Origin of the sequence: Streptomyces longhuiensis (assembly GCF_020616555.1) — a bacterium.
GTDB classification, from domain to species: domain Bacteria; phylum Actinomycetota; class Actinomycetes; order Streptomycetales; family Streptomycetaceae; genus Streptomyces; species Streptomyces longhuiensis.
On the sequence record NZ_CP085173.1, the window covers coordinates 6,208,642 to 6,225,321 of the forward strand.

14 protein-coding genes and 2 tRNA genes are annotated in these 16,680 nt (G+C 70.5%); 9 read left to right on the forward strand and 7 right to left on the reverse strand.

The window, feature by feature from the left end; all coding sequences use genetic code 11:
* Positions 1 to 38: 38 nt before the first annotated feature.
* The gene (locus LGI35_RS28720) at positions 39 to 563 is read right to left on the reverse strand and encodes an NUDIX hydrolase (RefSeq protein WP_227297121.1); all 525 of its coding nucleotides are present in this window, start codon (positions 561 to 563) and stop codon (positions 39 to 41) included.
* Positions 560 to 2,023: a zinc-dependent metalloprotease gene (locus LGI35_RS28725; RefSeq protein WP_227297122.1), complete on the reverse strand. Its 1,464-nt coding sequence runs from the start codon at positions 2,021 to 2,023 to the stop codon at positions 560 to 562. Before LGI35_RS28725 ends, LGI35_RS28720 begins: the two co-directional genes overlap by 4 nt.
* Before the next feature lie 190 nt (positions 2,024 to 2,213).
* Between LGI35_RS28725 and LGI35_RS28730 the strand changes: the two genes are divergently transcribed.
* The 4 genes from LGI35_RS28730 to LGI35_RS28745 all read left to right on the forward strand — a co-directional run bounded on the left by LGI35_RS28730 (position 2,214) and on the right by LGI35_RS28745 (position 5,409).
* Positions 2,214 to 3,326 (forward strand): SDR family oxidoreductase, encoded by a 1,113-nt coding sequence (locus LGI35_RS28730; RefSeq protein WP_227297123.1) that lies wholly within the window; start codon positions 2,214 to 2,216, stop codon positions 3,324 to 3,326.
* Positions 3,327 to 3,446: 120 nt separating this feature from the next.
* The gene (locus LGI35_RS28735; RefSeq protein WP_227297124.1) at positions 3,447 to 3,911 is read left to right on the forward strand and encodes a molybdenum cofactor biosynthesis protein MoaE; all 465 of its coding nucleotides are present in this window, start codon (positions 3,447 to 3,449) and stop codon (positions 3,909 to 3,911) included.
* Positions 3,912 to 4,058: 147 nt separating this feature from the next.
* Entirely contained in the window at positions 4,059 to 4,295 is a 237-nt protein-coding gene (locus LGI35_RS28740) for a hypothetical protein (protein WP_227297125.1), read from the forward strand.
* A 25-nt stretch (positions 4,296 to 4,320) separates the two neighbouring features.
* Complete coding sequence (locus tag LGI35_RS28745; protein ID WP_227297126.1) at positions 4,321 to 5,409, forward strand: YlbL family protein; 1,089 nt, start codon at positions 4,321 to 4,323, stop codon at positions 5,407 to 5,409.
* Positions 5,410 to 5,471: 62 nt separating this feature from the next.
* Here LGI35_RS28745 and LGI35_RS28750 read toward each other — a convergent pair whose 3' ends face one another.
* The gene (locus LGI35_RS28750) at positions 5,472 to 6,014 is read right to left on the reverse strand and encodes a PPA1309 family protein (RefSeq protein ID WP_227297127.1); all 543 of its coding nucleotides are present in this window, start codon (positions 6,012 to 6,014) and stop codon (positions 5,472 to 5,474) included.
* A gap of 140 nt (positions 6,015 to 6,154) precedes the next feature.
* Here LGI35_RS28750 and LGI35_RS28755 point away from each other — a divergent pair, with 140 nt between their 5' ends.
* The 4 genes from LGI35_RS28755 to LGI35_RS28770 all read left to right on the forward strand — a co-directional run bounded on the left by LGI35_RS28755 (position 6,155) and on the right by LGI35_RS28770 (position 11,525).
* A complete protein-coding gene (locus LGI35_RS28755) occupies positions 6,155 to 9,121 on the forward strand; it encodes a UPF0182 family membrane protein (RefSeq protein WP_227300562.1) in 2,967 nt (988 codons plus the stop codon).
* A gap of 43 nt (positions 9,122 to 9,164) precedes the next feature.
* Positions 9,165 to 9,238: transfer RNA gene (locus LGI35_RS28760), tRNA-Met, on the forward strand.
* A 209-nt stretch (positions 9,239 to 9,447) separates the two neighbouring features.
* On the forward strand, positions 9,448 to 11,313 hold the full coding sequence (locus tag LGI35_RS28765; RefSeq protein WP_227297128.1) for a tetratricopeptide repeat protein: 1,866 nt from the start codon (positions 9,448 to 9,450) through the stop codon (positions 11,311 to 11,313).
* Between the two features lie 138 nt (positions 11,314 to 11,451).
* Positions 11,452 to 11,525 (forward strand) — tRNA-Met (locus tag LGI35_RS28770).
* Between the two features lie 75 nt (positions 11,526 to 11,600).
* Here the strand turns inward: LGI35_RS28770 and LGI35_RS28775 are convergent.
* The 4 genes from LGI35_RS28775 to LGI35_RS28790 form a co-directional block, all read right to left on the reverse strand.
* Positions 11,601 to 12,737, reverse strand: a complete 1,137-nt coding sequence (locus LGI35_RS28775; protein ID WP_227297129.1) for an ABC transporter substrate-binding protein — start codon at positions 12,735 to 12,737, stop codon at positions 11,601 to 11,603.
* A gap of 31 nt (positions 12,738 to 12,768) precedes the next feature.
* Positions 12,769 to 13,632, reverse strand: a complete 864-nt coding sequence (locus LGI35_RS28780) for an ABC transporter permease (protein ID WP_227297130.1) — start codon at positions 13,630 to 13,632, stop codon at positions 12,769 to 12,771.
* Positions 13,629 to 14,411: an ABC transporter ATP-binding protein gene (locus LGI35_RS28785; protein WP_227297131.1), complete on the reverse strand. Its 783-nt coding sequence runs from the start codon at positions 14,409 to 14,411 to the stop codon at positions 13,629 to 13,631. The genes LGI35_RS28780 and LGI35_RS28785 overlap by 4 nt, the downstream gene beginning before the upstream one ends.
* Before the next feature lie 197 nt (positions 14,412 to 14,608).
* Positions 14,609 to 15,025 (reverse strand): Fur family transcriptional regulator, encoded by a 417-nt coding sequence (locus LGI35_RS28790; RefSeq protein WP_227297132.1) that lies wholly within the window; start codon positions 15,023 to 15,025, stop codon positions 14,609 to 14,611.
* 162 nt (positions 15,026 to 15,187) lie between these two features.
* Between LGI35_RS28790 and LGI35_RS28795 the strand changes: the two genes are divergently transcribed.
* Complete coding sequence (locus LGI35_RS28795; protein ID WP_279348652.1) at positions 15,188 to 16,669, forward strand: catalase; 1,482 nt, start codon at positions 15,188 to 15,190, stop codon at positions 16,667 to 16,669.
* The last annotated feature ends 11 nt before the right edge of the window (positions 16,670 to 16,680 follow it).

Below are 16,680 nucleotides of genomic sequence, written 5' to 3' on the forward strand. Positions count from 1 at the left end.
GGCGGCCACCGCGGTGGCCGCCCCTTACACATGCCCGCTCACAGTCGGGCGCGCGTCGCCTCCACCAGGCGCACGACGGACTCGTCCGCCACGTCCGCGACCTGGTCGTACGGGAACCAGCGCAGATCGAGCGACTCGTCACTGATGGCGGCCACCGCGTCGGCGGGAGCGAGAGCCGCGTACTGCGTGTCGAGATGCCGCGTGCACGGTCCCGGGATGGGATGCCGGTCGAGCCGCACGGGGCCGCCCGGCAGGAGCGTGAGCCCAGGGATGCCGGACTCCTCGGTCGCCTCCCGCAGCGCGGCGTCGGCGAGCGTCAGGTCACCCGGCTCGCAGTGGCCGCCCATCTGCAGCCACATCTGGAGCTTCTTGTGCAGCGTCAGCAGCACTCGCCCGCGGGACGGGTCGACGACCAGCGCGCTCGCCGTCAGATGCCCGTCCGTGCAGGCCTTCCACATGCCGTCCTCGGGATGGGCCGAGAGGTGGTCCAGGTACGCCTGGCGCAGCTCCGGCTGGCCCTCGTAGGCCTTCAGTACGAGGACCGCGTCGTCGTGCAGTGTCACTGGCCCTCGTCGTCCTTGGAGTCGCGCTCGGAGCCGTCCGCGGGACCGTCGCCCTTGGAGTCGTCCTCCTTGGAGAGGTTCGGCTTGTCCAGGCCGCCGCGCGCCGCCTCGCCGAGCATCTTGTCGATCTCGGAGAAGTCCAGCTGCTCGCGGTGCACGAAGCCGTCCGGGTCGTCGAGGTCCGAGGCCGTAGGCAGCATGTCCGGGTGCGCCCACAGACCGTCGCGCCCGTCCACACCGCGCGCGTCCGTCAGCGAGGCCCACAGCCGCGAGGCGTCCCGCAGACGGCGCGGACGCAGCTCCAGGCCGATCAGCGTGGCGAACGTCTGCTCCGCGGGGCCACCGGTCGCCCGGCGGCGGCGCAGCGTCTCACGGAGCGCGTCGGCCGACGACAGGCGCGGCTTCGCGGCCGCGTGGACCACGGCGTCGACCCAGCCCTCGACGAGCGCGAGAGCGGTCTCCAGGCGGGCCAGGGCGGCCTTCTGCTCCGGAGTGTCCTCCGGCTGGAACATGCCCTGCTGAAGGGCCTCCTGCAGCTGCTCCGGGTTCTGCGGGTCGAGCTGGCCGACCGCGTCCTCCAGCTTGGCCGTGTCGACCTTGATACCGCGCGCGTACCCCTCGACCGCGCCGAACAGGTGCGAGCGCAGCCACGGCACGTGGGAGAAGAGCCGCTGGTGGGCGGCCTCGCGCAGCGCCAGGTAGAGCCGCACCTCCTCCTTGGGGATGCCGAGGTCCTTGCCGAACGCCTCGATGTTCACCGGCAGGAGCGCCGCCTTGCCGGCCGGGCCGAGCGGCAGACCGATGTCGGTCGAGCCGACGACCTCGCCCGCGAGGACGCCCACGGCCTGCCCGATCTGCGAGCCGAACATGGCGCCGCCCATGGAGCGCATCATCCCGATGAGCGGGCCGGCCATGGCCTGCATCTCCTCGGGAAGGACGTCGCCCATGGCCAGGCCGACACGCTCGGCGACCGGGTCGACGAGTTCCTTCCACACCGGGAGGGTCGCCTCGACCCACTCGGCGCGGCTCCACGCCACCGCGGACCCGGCGCCCGACGGCAGCGACGTCGCGTCGTCGAGCCACAGGTCGGCGAGGCGAACGGCCTCCTCGACCTGCGAGCGCTCGGCGGGGCCGACACTCGCGTCCTTGGTGCCGTCGGCGGTGCCCTGGGAGACCGTCTGACGGGCGATGTCCTTGGCCATCTCCCAGTTCACCGGGCCGCCCTCGTACGAGAGCATCTGGCCGAGCTGCTGGAAGGCGGCTCCCAGGTCATTGGGGTTCAGGGAACCGAACATCGCGGCGAACGGGTTGTCCCCGCCGCCCGCGCCGGGCAGCCCTCCGAAACCGAAGGGGTTGGCAGGGCCCTGACCGCCACCGCCCTGCTGATCCTTCTTCTTGCCCTCGTCGCCGTCGTCCGGCTCCTCCGGCGGAAGGCCGAATCCGAATGGGGTGTCACTCACGGGATTCCTCGGCTGGTAAGGCCACCGGTTCTGTCCCGGCGGCGTTTGCCCGACTACACACCCAGCGTAGACACCGTGGCGCGATCGGGCCTCGGTGCTCCGCCGACTCATGGCCTGCGGCAGGATGGATGCCTCCTGGTACGTACGCGTCATACACGTACGTACTGAATACAACCGCTGGAGACGCCCGGTGAGTTCCCCAGATCCACAGGTTCGCGCAGCGCGAAACCCTTCGACCAGTTCCGGGGGGCGCGGCCCCGTCGTCGCGGTCACCGGTGCCGCCTCCGGCGTGGGCGCGCTCCTGACCGCGCGCCTCGCCGCATCCGACGAGATCAAGCAGGTCCTGGCCATCGACGAGCGGCGCGGCGAGTGCGCGTCCGCGACCTGGCACATCCTTGACGTGCGCGACCCGGCGATCGCCGAGAAGCTGCGCGGCGCGGACGTCGTCGTGCACCTCGCGCTCGACCTCGACCTGGAGACCGACCCCGCCGCCCGTACGGCGTACAACGTGCGCGGCACCCAGACGGTGCTCACCGCCGCGGCCGCCGCCGGCGTCCACCGTGTCGTCCTGTGCACCTCGGCGATGGTCTACGGAGCGCTCGAGGACAACGAACTGCCGCTCTCCGAGGACGCCGAACTGCGGGCGACCGCGGAGGCCACCGGCGTCGGCGACCTGCTGGAGGTCGAGCGGCTCGCCCGCCGCGCACCGCGCGCCCACCCCGGACTCAATGTGACCGTGGTCCGCCCCGCCACCCTCGTCGGCGGCACCGACACCGCCCTGACCAGGTACTTCGAGTCGCCGCGGCTCCTCGTCGTGGCGGGATCCCGGCCGGCCTGGCAGTTCTGCCACGTCGAGGACCTGTGCAGCGCCCTCGAGTACGCCGTCCTGGAGAAGGTCGAAGGGGAACTCGCCGTCGGCTGCGACGGCTGGCTGGAGCAGGAGGAGGTCGAGGAACTCAGCGGGATCCGCCGCATGGAGCTGCCCTCGGCGGTCGCCCTGGGCGCCGCGGCCCGGCTTCACCGGATCGGGCTCACCCCGTCCCCCGCCGGCGACCTCGCGTACACGATGTACCCCTGGGTGGTCAGTGTGAGCCGGCTGCACGACGCCGGATGGCGCCCCCAGTGGACCAACGAGGAGGTCCTCGCCGAACTCCTCGAAGAGGTCTCCGGACGGCACACCGTCGCGGGCCGCCGCCTCGGACGCAAGGACGCGACCGCCGCCGGAGCGGCCGGGGCCACCGTCGCCCTGCTCGGCGCGGCCGCCGTCGTGCGCCGGGCCCGCAAGGCCAGGCGCAGGATCTGACGGCCCGCCCCGGGCGGCTCCCGGACCGGCTCTTTCTGTAGGAGGCTCCAACCCACTACGCGCGCGTGCCGGTGGAAAGCGCTATTCCGTGCCGGTGGCCGCGTACGGCACGATGACCTCATGGCACGCACCACGAACGACCACCCCGGAGAGCAGTCGGCGCAGGACCCCATCCGGCTCGTCGCGATCCGAGACACGCCCTTGTCCGTGGACGAGGTGTTCCGGGCCGTCGGGGAGGACGCGGCGGGCGGTACGGCACTGTTCGTGGGGACGGTGCGCAATCACGACGGCGGCGCCGACGTCGACGCGCTCGGGTACTCGTGCCACCCCTCCGCCGAGGCCGAGATGCGGACCGTCGCCGAGAAGGTCGTCGCCCAGTTCCCGGTGCGCGCGCTCGCGGCCGTCCACCGGGTGGGCGATCTGGCGGTCGGCGACATCGCGGTCGTCGTCGCCGTGTCCTGCCCGCACCGTGGGGAGGCCTTCGAGGCCTGCCGCAAGCTGATCGACGATCTCAAGCACGAGGTGCCCATCTGGAAGCACCAGAAGTTCTCGGACGGCACCGAGGAGTGGGTCGGCGCCTGCTGACCTCCCGGACCCCGGCCACGATCACCGCCTTCGCCCACACGGGCGGTTCCGGTTGCGTAACTGCACCCCTGCGGCGAGCGTTGACGCAGCGGATGGTTAATCTGCTGATCAGTCAGTTGTAGTGGCTCATGGGGTCGGAGGTCCGGCATGGCTGCGCTCTTGTGGCTGCTCATTCCGCTTGTCGCGGCGGTCGGCGCCGGTCTGTGGGGCAGCTGGGCCGCACGGAACCGCAAGACAGGCGACGTGTCGGAACTCAACGGGTACGCCCGCTTCCGCGAGGCCATGGAACGTACGCACGCCGGGACGGAAACGGATCCCCTCGGCCCGACTGCCGGCTCGATGCCCGGCGTCGAGTCCCGGACGGACGCCCCAGCGGTGCACTGACAGACCGGTCCCGTACTGTCGTTCCATGCCACGCCGCACCGCGACGATGCTCGCCTCGACCCTGATGCTGATCGCGCTGCTCTGCGCGGGAGTGCTCATCAAAGTTCCGTACGCGGAGATGACCCCGGGACCGACGGTCAACACGCTCGGGGACCACGACGGCGAGCCGGTGCTCCAGATCTCCGGCCGCAAGACGTACCCGACGACCGGCCACCTCAACATGACGACGGTCCGGGTCACGAGCGCCGACTACAACATGAACCTCGTCTCGGCGGTCTACGGCTGGCTCGCGCACGACAGCATCGTCGTGCCGCACGCCACGCTCTACCCCGACGGCAAGACCGAGCAGCAGTCCTCGCAGGAGAACGCCGAGGAGTTCAGCCAGTCCCAGGAGAGCGCCAAGGTCGCCGCCCTGCACGAGCTGAAGATCCCCGTGAAGTCCTGGGTGATCGTCCAGTCGGTCATCAAGGGCAGCCCCTCCGAGGGGCGGCTGCACGCCGGTGACGTGATCAAGGCCGTCGACGGCGCCGAGGTCGAGAAGCCGGCCGACGTCGCGAAGCTCGTCACCAAGCACAAGCCGGGCGAGGACGTCTCCTTCACGATCGTGCCCGTCAAGGACGCGGCCGCCGCCGAGAAGGAGGGCAAGCAGGCCACCCGCACGCGGAACGTCACGGTCACCACGCAGAAGGCCAAGGACGGCCGCGCGATCGTCGGCATCCAGGCCGGGACCGATCACACGTTCCCGTTCGCCATCGACATCAAGCTCGCCGACGTCGGCGGCCCCAGCGCCGGACTGATGTTCGCGCTCGGCATTGTCGACAAGCTGACGCCCGAGGACCTCACCGGTGGCAAGTTCGTGGCCGGCACGGGCACCATCGACGACGACGGCAAGGTCGGCCCGATCGGCGGCATCCAGATGAAGACCGTCGGCGCCCGCGGCAAGGGCGCGCGCTACTTCCTGACCCCGAAGGACAACTGCGCCGAGGCGGCCAAGGACGTCCCGGGCGGACTCACCCTCGTCAAGGTCAACACCATCGACGACGCGATGAACGCCCTCAAGGACATCCGTTCGGGCAACACCGCCGACCTGCCGAAGTGCACGGTCAAGGGGTGACGAGAGGCTCATGAAGGGGGCGCCGCACATCGTGCGGCGCCCCCTTTCGTGCAGTGAGGGTGCTACTCCGCGAACGTCGCCGCGAGGGCCTCGGCCAGGCCCGGGACCAGGTCCGACCCGGTGAGGACCTCGGTGGGGGAGTCCTTCTCGCGCAGGCGCAGCGCCGACTCGCGCGCACCGTCCCGCAGGACCGCGACCGTCATCCGGACCTCCTGACGGCCCGGGTGCTTCGCCACCCACCGGGCGAGCTCCGCCTCACCGAGACCCTCCGGAACGGACGCCTCCGCGGACGGCGGCAGCATCAGCCGCTCCACCGTCAGCGCGCAGCCGACCACCGGGTCGGGCCAGGCGATGGTGCCGAGGAACTCGTCGAGCGGCTTGTCGGCGGGCACCTCGTCCTGCTCGATCGGGGTGAAGGCCGTGGCCTCCTGCTCGCCGTCCAGGCCGAGCTGGGCCGCGAGGCCGGGTTCCTGGGCCCGCAGACGGGCGGTGTCGACGAGGGCGAAGAGGCGGGCGGGCTGGTCCCAGCCGAGGCCGGAGGCGTACTCGTCGATCTCGAGTACGGCCCGGGTGAGCGGGCTGGCTGCCATGGGAGTGTTGGACATGGTCACAATCCTGCCTCGTTAGTACCCGGAACCGGGAACTGAGTAAAGCGTGAGTAAGTTGCATAGGTGATGGGTCCGCGATCACGGGGGCCTGACCGATCGATTTCGAACTTTTCGAGGTGCGCACCTTGGCTTTCCAGATGCCGGACCGCGGCGGAGGCCCGACGGGGCCACGGATGAGAGTGGGCCGACCGTCCCGGCGCGTCCGTTCCCTGCTCATGACGCTCGGCGTCCTTGCCGTGCTGGGCATGGCGTTCGTCATGTTCGCAGGGTTCTGGACCGACTGGCTCTGGTACCGATCGGTCAACTACTCGTCCGTCTTCACGACCACCCTGTGGACGAAGATCGGGCTGTTCTTCGTCTTCGGACTGCTGATGGCGATCGCCGTCGGACTGAACGTCTGGCTCGCCCACCGGCTGCGGCCCCCGCTGAGTGCGATGTCGATGGAGCAGCAGAGCCTCGACCGGTACCGCATGAGCATCGCGCCGTACAAGAAGTGGCTGCTGGTCGGCATCACGGCGCTGGTGGGCCTCATCGCGGGCGCCTCCGCCGCCACCCAGTGGCGTACGTGGCTGATGTGGGTGAACGGCGTGCCGTTCCACCAGAAGGACCCCCAGTTCCACCTCGACGTGGCCTTCTACGCGTTCGACCTGCCGTGGTACCGGTTCCTGCTCGGCTTCGGCTTCGCGGCGACGATCCTCTCCCTGATCGCGGCCGCGCTGACCCACTACCTGTACGGCGGGCTGCGGATCACCAGCCCGGGCGCGCGCGCCACCGCCGCGGCCACCGGTCATCTCTCCGTCCTGCTCGGCGTGTTCGTGGCCCTCAAGGCGGTCGCGTACTGGCTCGACCGGTACGGGCTCGCGGTGAAGTCCAGCGACTTCAAGGCCACGGACAACTGGACGGGCCTGCGGTACGTCGACGCGAACGCGTATCTGCCCGCCAAGACCATCCTGTTCTGCATCGCCGCGATCTGCGCCGTGCTGTTCTTCGCGACCCTGTGGCGGCGGACCTGGCAGCTGCCTGTCATCGGCTTCGGCCTGATGGTGCTCTCCGCGATCCTCATCGGCGGCCTGTACCCGGCCATCGTCCAGAAGTTCCAGGTGCAGCCGAACGAGCAGTCCAAGGAAGCCCCGTACATCGAGAAGAACATCGAGGCGACCCGCAAGGCGTACGGGATCGCCGGGGTGTCCCCGGTGGACTACACCGGCAAGGGCACGGTCAAGGACTCCAAGAAGCAGCGCACGGACGCCGACTCGGCGGCCAGCTACCGGGTCAACGATCCGAACGTGGTCTCGCCGACGTTCCAGCAGCTGGAGCAGGAGCGGAAGTACTACCAGTTCCCGAAGACCCTCGACGTCGACCGCTACAAGGGCCAGGACACCGTCATCGGCCTGCGCGAGCTCAACCTCGCGGGCGTCGAGAAGCGGAACTGGATCAACGACCACTTCACCTACACGCACGGCTTCGGAGCGGTCGCGGCCAAGGGCACGCAGACCGACCCGGACTCCCCGGGCGCGCCCCTGTTCACCGAGTCGGGCCTGCCCGCCGGCGGCACCCTGGGCTCGTACCAGCAGCGGATCTACTACGGCGAGAAGACGCGCCAGTACTCGATCGTCGGCGGGCCCCAGAAGGAGCTCGACTACGAGCAGGACGACGGCACCCAGAAGACCACGAGCTACAGCGGCAAGGGCGGCGTCGGACTCTCCAACCCGATCACCCGCGCCGCGTACGCGGTGTCCTTCAGCGAGCCGCAGATCCTGTACTCGGGAGCCATCGGCGACGGCTCGAAGATCCTGTACAACCGCACGCCCAAGGAGCGCGTCGAGGCGGTCGCCCCCTGGCTGACCATCGACGGCGACGCGTACCCGGCGATCGTCAAGGGCAAGATCCAGTGGGTCGTCGACGCGTACACGACGTCGAACGGATACCCGTACGCGTCCCGTACGACGCTCGGTGACACGACGGCCGACTCCCTCAACGAGGGCGACAACCAGCGCGCGGTGGTGGCCCAGCAGAACCAGGTCAACTACATCCGCAACTCGGTGAAGGCCACCGTCGACGCCTACGACGGCACGGTGAAGCTGTACACGTGGGACGACAAGGACCCGGTCCTCAAGACCTGGAAGAAGGCGTTCCCCAACACGGTCCAGCCCAAGAGCGCGATCCCGACGGAGCTCAAGGACCATCTGCGGTACCCGCAGGACATGTTCAAGGTGCAGCGCGAGCTGTTGTCCCTGTACCACGTCACGGACTCCGACCAGTTCTACAACGCGTCCGACGCGTGGCAGGTCCCGAACGACCCGACGAAGAAGGACAACAGCGCGGTCCCGCCGTACTACCTGTCCATGAAGATGCCGGGCCAGAGCGACCAGCAGTTCTCGCTGACGACGACGTTCACCCCGAGCGGGCGCCCCAACCTGCGCGCGTTCATGGCGGTCGACGCCGACGCCACCAGCAAGGACTACGGCACGATAAGACTGCTGCGGGTCACCGAGGACAAGGTCTACGGCCCGGAGCAGGTGCAGAACAAGCTCAACTCCCTGTCGTCCGTGGCGAACTTCGTCCGCGACATGAAGGGCGCCGACTCGACGGTCCTGTACGGCAATCTGCTGACGGTGCCACTCGACAAGGGCTTCCTGTACGTCGAGCCGATCTACGCACAGGGGCGCAACGCGGAGTATCCGCTGCTGCGCAAGGTCGCGGTCTCCTACGGCGACAGAACCGGATTCGCCGACAACCTCGGGGACGCGCTGAACCAGGCGTTCGGTGTGGACGGCGCGCAGCCGGCCGAGCCGGAGAAGCCTGGCGGCGACACCACCAAGCCATCGGAGAACTCCACCGTCAAGGAAGCCCTCGCGGACGCGGAGAAGGCCTTCGAGGAGGGCCAGGCCGCCATGAAGAAGGGCGACCTGCACGCCTACGCCGACGCGCAGGACAAGCTGGAGGAGGCCCTCCAGCGCGCCGAGAAGGCGCAGTCCGCGGCCGACAAGGCGGCCGGCGACGGCAAGAGCGCAGACAAGTCCGCAGACAAGTCCGCAGACAAGTCCAGCGACAAGAGCGCTGATCAGAGCACCGACAAGAACAGTGGGGACTCGAGCAGCTGAGCGAAGACCCACCTCGCGCCGTGGTACGGTTTGAACACAACGGCGCGGGGTGGAGCAGCTCGGTAGCTCGCTGGGCTCATAACCCAGAGGTCGCAGGTTCAAATCCTGTCCCCGCTACTGAAGACGAAGGCCCGGATCCTGATCTCTCAGGATCCGGGCCTTCGTCGTGTGCGCGGAACCGTCCGTACGTGCGAAGCGTGCCTCTCCCGGGGGTAGTTGGGGTTTTTGTGTTTCACTTATCTCTCTGTGGGCATGTCGACAAAACGCTGTAGTGACCTCACTGGCTGCGGTATACCAGGTGTACCCAGGTTGCAGGTGGTGCGACGATGGACGTTATGGGGGACAAGGCAACTCTGTTGGAGACAGGGCGGTTTGTGCAGCCGGCCGACCGGGAGGAACCCGGGGCGGCCGCCGAGGAAGCACGCCATCGGCCGGCCGCCGAGTCCGGCGACGTCGAGGCGATGAGTGTCCTCGGAGCCATGCTGCTGCGCCGCGGTGACCTCGACGGAGCCGAGCCCCAGCTGCGCGCTGCCACCGCCGCGGGCGACCGCGCCGCCGCCAACAACCTCGGTGTCCTGCTGCACCAGCGCGGATACGCGGACGAGGCCGCCGGCTGGTGGCGCATCGCCGCCGTCGCCGGATCCGCCCCCGCCGCGCACGCGCTCGGCCGCCACCACCGCGAGCGCGGCGACGAGCCGGCCGCCGAGTACTGGCTGCGGCAGTCCGCCGAACAGGGCCACGCCCTCGGTGCGTACGCGCTCGCCGACCTCCTCGAACACCGCAGCGATGTCGGCGCCGAACGCTGGATGCGCGCCGCCGCCGAGCACGGCCACCGCGAGGCCGCCTACCGGCTCGCCCGCACCCTCGACCGGCGCGCCGCACAGGAGCGCCCCGAGGGAGCGCTCCGTGGTGCGCCCACGCCCGCCGACGACAGCGACACCCCCGGCGACGCGACCGCGACCGGCACCCGCAGGAAGCTGCCCACGGCCGCGGAGGCCGAGCAGTGGTACCGGCAGGCCGCCGCGCGCGGACACCGCCGGGCCGCCCTGCACCTCGGCGCGATCCTGGAGAAGCGCGGCGAGCTCAAGGAGGCCGGCCGCTGGTACCTGAACTCCGCGAAGGACGGCGAGCCCCGCGCCGCCTGCGCGCTCGGCTTCCTGCTGCGCGACGCCGGTGACGAGGAGAGTGCCGCGGTCTGGTGGCTGCGCGCCGCCCAGGAGGGCGACGGCAACGCGGCCAACGCGCTCGGCGCCCTGCACGCCCAGCGCGGCGAGACCCAGACCGCCGAGCGCTGGTACCGCGCGGCCATGGACGCGGGCGACATCAACGGCGCGTACAACCTCGGCCTGCTCTGCGCCGAACAGGGCCGCACCGCGCAGGCCGACCAGTGGTACCGGCGTGCCGCGTACGCGGGCCACCGCGAGGCGGCGAACGCGCTGGCCGTGCTGCTCCTCCAGGGCGGCGACGCGGCGGGCGCCGAACCGTGGTTCTCCAAGGCCGCCGAGGCGGGAAGTGTGGACGCCGCCTTCAACCTCGGCATCCTGTACGCCGGCCGGGACGACGAGGGCGCAGCCCTCCAGTGGTACGAGCGGGCCGCGGCGGGCGGGCACACCGAGGCCGCGCTCCAGGCCGGGATCGCCCGGCTGCGGGACGGCGACGAGCGGGACGCCGAGCGGCATCTGCGGTGCGCCGCCGGCGGGGGCAGCGCGGAGGGCGCGTACCGCCTGGCCACGGTGCTCGACGCGCGGCAGCCGCCGGTCGGGCCACCCGCGCTCGGCGAGTGCGTCAGTGAGCGCGCCGAGTGCGAGGAGTGGTACGAGCGGGCCGCCGAGCAGGGGCACCGGCGCGCGCAGGTGCGCGTCGGGATGCTGGCCGCGGCGCGGGGCGACATCGTCTGCGCGGCGCGCTGGTACCGCGAGGCCGCGGAGGCGGGCTCGCGCAACGGCGCGTTCAACCTCGGGCTGCTGCTCGCCCGGGAGGGGAGCGAGCCGGAGGCCGCGCTGTGGTGGACACGCGCGGCCGACGCCGGGCACGGGCGCGCGGCTCTGCGGCTCGCGCTGCTGTGCGCGCGCCGCGGTGACCTCGTCGAGGGGCAGCGGTGGGCGCACCGGGCCGTGGAGCTCGGTCCGGCCGAGGTGTCCGAGCGGGCCGGGCGGCTGCGAGACGCGCTGCGGTCGGAGCTGTCCGCGTAGCGGAGGCAGGTGAGGGGGCGGCGGGGGTCCGGACGGGCCCCCGCCGCCCCCTCTTCCACCCCTTTTCACCCGCGCAGGCCAGGCGCCGGAAGGGATTTGCGCTGGTCGGGGGCGTTCGCGTAGAGTCGTGTTCACCGACGCGGGGTGGAGCAGCTCGGTAGCTCGCTGGGCTCATAACCCAGAGGTCGCAGGTTCAAATCCTGTCCCCGCTACTGAAGGCCTGAGGCCCGGAACCATTGGTTCCGGGCCTCAGCTCTGTTTCCGGCCGGGTGCGCCCCCGGCCCGGCTCACGGCTTGTGGCCCACCGCCTCCCCGTACAGCGCCCGGTCCACGACCTTGTCCTCCGGCAGCGGGTCGCCCTTGGAGACGCCCGCCGCGCGGTACGCGGCCTGGAGCCGGTCCGTCGTGCCCGCCCTGATCTCCCAGTCCATCCGCAGGGACGGCGTGGACTCCAGTACGGCCTTGTCGGTCTTCAGGAGCCCGGCGAGGGCGGTGACGAACGCGGGGTCCTTCTTGTAGTCGCCCGCGAAGTACGTGTTGACCGTGCGGATGTACGCGCGAAGGAGCGCGACCCCGGCGTCCGGGTCCTCCTTGAGGAGCTTCGGGCCGAACAGGAGACCGCCGAGGGGCTCGCCGAGCGGCTGGCCGCCCAGGAACGCGTACCGCTTGTCGCCGTCGACCTTGCGCCACACCGGGTCGAGCAGCCAGGCCGAGTCGACCCCGCCGTTCTGGAGCGCGGTCAGGACGTCGGCCGAGCCGAGCTGCTGGAACTGGATCTTGTCGAGGCCGCCGCCGTGCTTCTTCAGCGCCTTGTCCATGGGGTACGAGATGACCGAGCCCTTGCCGATCATCGTGCCGAGCCTGCGTCCCGCCATCGGGACGTGGTCCGGGCTCTGCCCCTTCTTCAGGCGTACCCACATGCCGCTCTTGGACTTCGGGTCCGGGGAGAAGTTCCCGGCGACCCACTTGATGTCGAAGCCGCCGTCGATGCCGTTCATCACCGCGGCCTCGGGCGCCGCCCACTGTGCGTCGATGTCCCCCTTGGCCAGCAGCGGGAGCGCGTCCGGGGTCGGCAGGACCTTCAGGGTGACGTCGAGACCCTCCTTCTTGAACTCACCCTTCTGCAGGGCCAGTTCGAGCGGGGCCACGTACTCGGCGCTCAGGGTGCCGGTCGCGATGGTGAGCTTGCGGGTCTTCGTGAGCTTCACGGGGGCCGGGGCGCCCTTGTCGCAGCGGGCGGGTGCGCGGTCGGCGGCCAGGTCCGACGGATCGGTCCAGCCGGTCGTCCCACAGCCCGCCACCGCCTTGATCGTGCGGGGCTTCGCGGCCGTGTCCGACGAGGAGTCGCTGTTTCCGCCGCAACCGGCCGCGGCGAGCAGGGCGCCGGTCGTGAGCAGGGTCGTACAGACGAGTCTGGTGCGCATGAATTCTCCGTACGGGAAGGGGCGGTGGAGGTCAGGACTGGCCGCGGCCGCGGTCGCGCGGCGCCCACGGGGTGAGCAGCCGGCCCGCGACGCGCACCAGTTCGGAGAAGACGACGCCGAGCACGGCGACACAGACGATGCCGACGAACATCACGTCGTTCTGGAAGAGGGCGCGGGCATCGAAGATCAGGTGGCCGAGGCCGTTCGTGGCAGCGATCTGCTCGGAGGCGACGATCACGAGGACCGCGACGCCCGCGGCGATGCGGGCACCGACCAGGACCGCGGGCAGCGACGCGGGAAGCAGGACGTGCCGGAACATCTGCCACGGCGAGGCACCGAAGACCTGGCCGGCGTCCCGGTGGCCGGAGGGGACGGCGAGCACCGCCGCCATCGTCGAGATCCAGACGAAGAAGAAGACCGTCGTGGCGACGAGCGCGATCTGCGGGCCCTCGCCCAGGCCGAACATGTTCAGGAAGATCGGCAGCAGGGCCAGCTTCGGGACGACGTAGAGCGCGTCCAGCATCGGTTCGAGGGCGGCGCGGACGACGGAGAGCGAGCCCATCAGGAGGCCGAGGGCGTATCCGGTGACGGTGCCGATCGCGTATCCGGCGAGCACGCGCTTGAGGGTGGCCCACACGTCCGGCCACAGGTCGCCGTCCGCGGCGCGGTGCCAGCCGTCGACGAGGATCGTGGACGGCGCCGGGTAGACGCGGTCGTCGATCCACGCCTGGGTGGCGGCGAGCTGCCACAGCAGGACCAGGACGAGAGGGACGGCGACGGCGAGCGAGAGTTCGAGGGCGCGGCGCCTGCGGTGGGTGCGGGCGGGGTGCAGCTCCTGTGGGCCCGGCCGTCTGACCAGGAGCGCCGTGTCTTCCTTCGGGGCGGTCGTCGTCATGCCGGGACCACCTCGTCGCGCCGTACCTCGCCCCGCAGCAGATCCCACAACTCGCCCTTCAGCGCGGTGAATTCGGGCGTCGAGCGGATGTCGCCGGTGCGCGGCCGGGCGAACGGCGGGCGGCGCTCGGCGATGATGCGGCCGGGCCGGGCCGACATCACGAGGACGCGGTCGCCCAGCACGATCGCCTCTTCCAGGCTGTGCGTGATGAAGAGGGTGGTGGTGCGGGTGGTCTGGGTGAGGTCGAGGAGTTCGTCCTGGAGGATCGTGCGCAGCTGGGCGTCGAGGGCCGCGAACGGCTCGTCCATGAGGAGGATCTCGGGCTCCACGGCGAGCGCGCGGGCGATGGCGACGCGTTGGCGCATGCCGCCGGACAGCGCGGACGGATAGGCGTCCGCGAAGTCGGCGAGTCCCATGCGGGCGAGCCAGTCGGTGGCGCGGGCGTCGGCCTCCCGGCGGGGGATCTTCTGGATGTCGAGGCCGAAGCGGACGTTGGCCAGGACCGTCTTCCAGTCGTAGATCCCGTAGTCCTGGAAGATCATCGCGGCCGGCCGGGCGCTGTCGGTGCGGATGGCCAGCTCGCCGGCGGTCGGGCGCAGCAGGCCGGCGGCGATGCGCAGGAGGGTGGACTTCCCGCAGCCGGAGGGGCCGACCACGCAGGTGAACTCGCCGGGGGCGATGGTGAGGTCGAGGGGGCCGAGGGCCGCCACGGTGCGGTGGCCTCGGCCGAAGGACCGGGTGAGTGTGCGGGCCTGGAGTTTGGGGTGCGGATCTCCCACGGTTTCCCTCCCGGGGTGCGGTGGAGGTGGGCGCCGCCGACGATATGACGGGTCGTCAGATTGGGGAAGGGGGCGGGTTGTTGAGATACGTACCAAAGGGGTGTGCAAGGGGGGCAAGTGAAGGGGGGAGCGAAGAGGGGTAAGTGAAGAGGGCCCGCACCGTTCGGTGCGGGCCCTCTTCGGGGAAGTCGTGTGTGCTACGCCGCCGCGCAGTTCGGGCAGACGCCCCGGTACGTCACCTCGACGTCCGAGACCGTGAAGCCGAAGCGCTCGGAGTCGGGGAGGTCGGTGAGCGGGTTGCCGTTCGGGTGGACGTCCCGGATCGCGCCGCACCGGGCGCAGACCAGGTGCTGGTGCGGGCGGTGCGCGTTCGGGTCGTAGCGCTTGGCGCGCTTGTCCGTGGCGACCTCGATGACCTCACCGAGGGAGACCATCTCGCCGAGCGTGTTGTAGACCGTCGCCCGGGAGATCTCGGGGAGCTTGGCGACGGCGCGCGCGTGCACCTCGTCGGCCGTCAGGTGTACGTGGTCCCCGTCGAGGACCTCGGCCACGACGCGCCGCTGTGCGGTCATACGCCAGCCGCGTCCGCGCAGTCGTTCCAACAGGTCACTCATGAGGGCCAGCCTAACAGGCGGAGGGACCAGGTCCCGAACGGGTGTGACTTTGGAAGCTCACTTGACTTAGACATTGTCCATTGTAGGATCGGAAACGGCTTTGGCCAAGGGACAGGACTTGCAGCAGATGAGGGCGCGGCAACAGCCGCTCCAGTGGAGCCGGTGCTCGCACCGGGGCAGGAGGCGCACGTGACGTCGCAGGGACCGCTCACCACGGAGGCCGGCGCGCCGGTCGCCGACAATCAGAACAGCGAGACCGCGGGCGTCGGCGGGCCTGTACTGGTCCAGGACCAGGCGCTGCTCGAGAAGCTCGCGCACTTCAACCGCGAGCGCATCCCGGAGCGCATCGTGCACGCCCGCGGCGCCGGTGCGTACGGCACGTTCACGCTGACCCGGGACGTCTCGCAGTGGACGCGGGCCGCGTTCCTCTCCGAGGTCGGCAAGCAGACCGAGACGTTCCTGCGGTTCTCCACCGTCGCCGGCAGCCTCGGCTCCGCGGACGCCGTGCGTGACCCCCGCGGCTTCGCGCTGAAGTTCTACACCGAGGAGGGGAACTACGACCTCGTCGGCAACAACACCCCGGTGTTCTTCATCAAGGACGCCATCAAGTTCCCCGACTTCATCCACACGCAGAAGCGCGACCCCTACACGGGCTCGCAGGAGGCCGACAACGTGTGGGACTTCTGGGGCCTGAGCCCCGAGTCGACGCACCAGGTCACCTGGCTCTTCGGCGACCGCGGCATCCCGGCGACGCTGCGCCACATGAACGGGTACGGCTCGCACACGTATCAGTGGAACAACGAGGCCGGCGAGGTCTTCTGGGTCAAGTACCACTTCAAGACCGACCAGGGGATCAAGAACCTCACCGCCGGCGAGGCCGCGAAGCTCGCCGGGGAGGACCCGGACTCGCATCAGCGCGACCTGCGCGAGGCCATCGAGCGCGGCGAGTTCCCGTCCTGGACCGTGCAGGTGCAGATCATGCCGGCGGCCGACGCGGCGAACTACCGCTTCAACCCGTTCGACCTCACCAAGGTCTGGCCGCACGAGGACTACCCGGCGATCGAGATCGGCAAGCTGGAGCTCAACCGCAACCCGGAGAACATCTTCGCCGAGGTCGAGCAGTCCATCTTCAGTCCCGCGCACTTCGTGCCGGGCATCGGCCCCTCGCCCGACAAGATGCTCCAGGGCCGGCTCTTCGCGTACGGCGACGCGCACCGCTACCGCGTCGGCATCAACGCCGACCACCTGCCGGTGAACCGCCCGCACGCCACCGAGGCGCGCACCAACTCCCGTGACGGCTTCCTGTACGACGGGCGCCACAAGGGCGCGAAGAACTACGAGCCGAACTCCTTCGGCGGCCCGTTCCAGACGGACCGGCCGCTGTGGGTGTCGACGCCGGTCACCGGCGGCACCGGCAACCACGAGGCTCCCTCGCACGTCGAGGACGACGACTTCGTGCAGGCGGGCAACCTCTACCGCCTGATGTCCGAGGACGAGAAGGCCCGTCTGATCGAGAACCTCGCGGGCAACATCGCGGGCGTCTCCCGCGACGACATCGCCGAGCGCGCGATCGGCAACTTCCGCCAGGCGGACGGTGACTTCGGCAAGCGCCTCGAGGCCGCGGTCCAGGCCCTTCGCGGCTGACCGGGACGCTT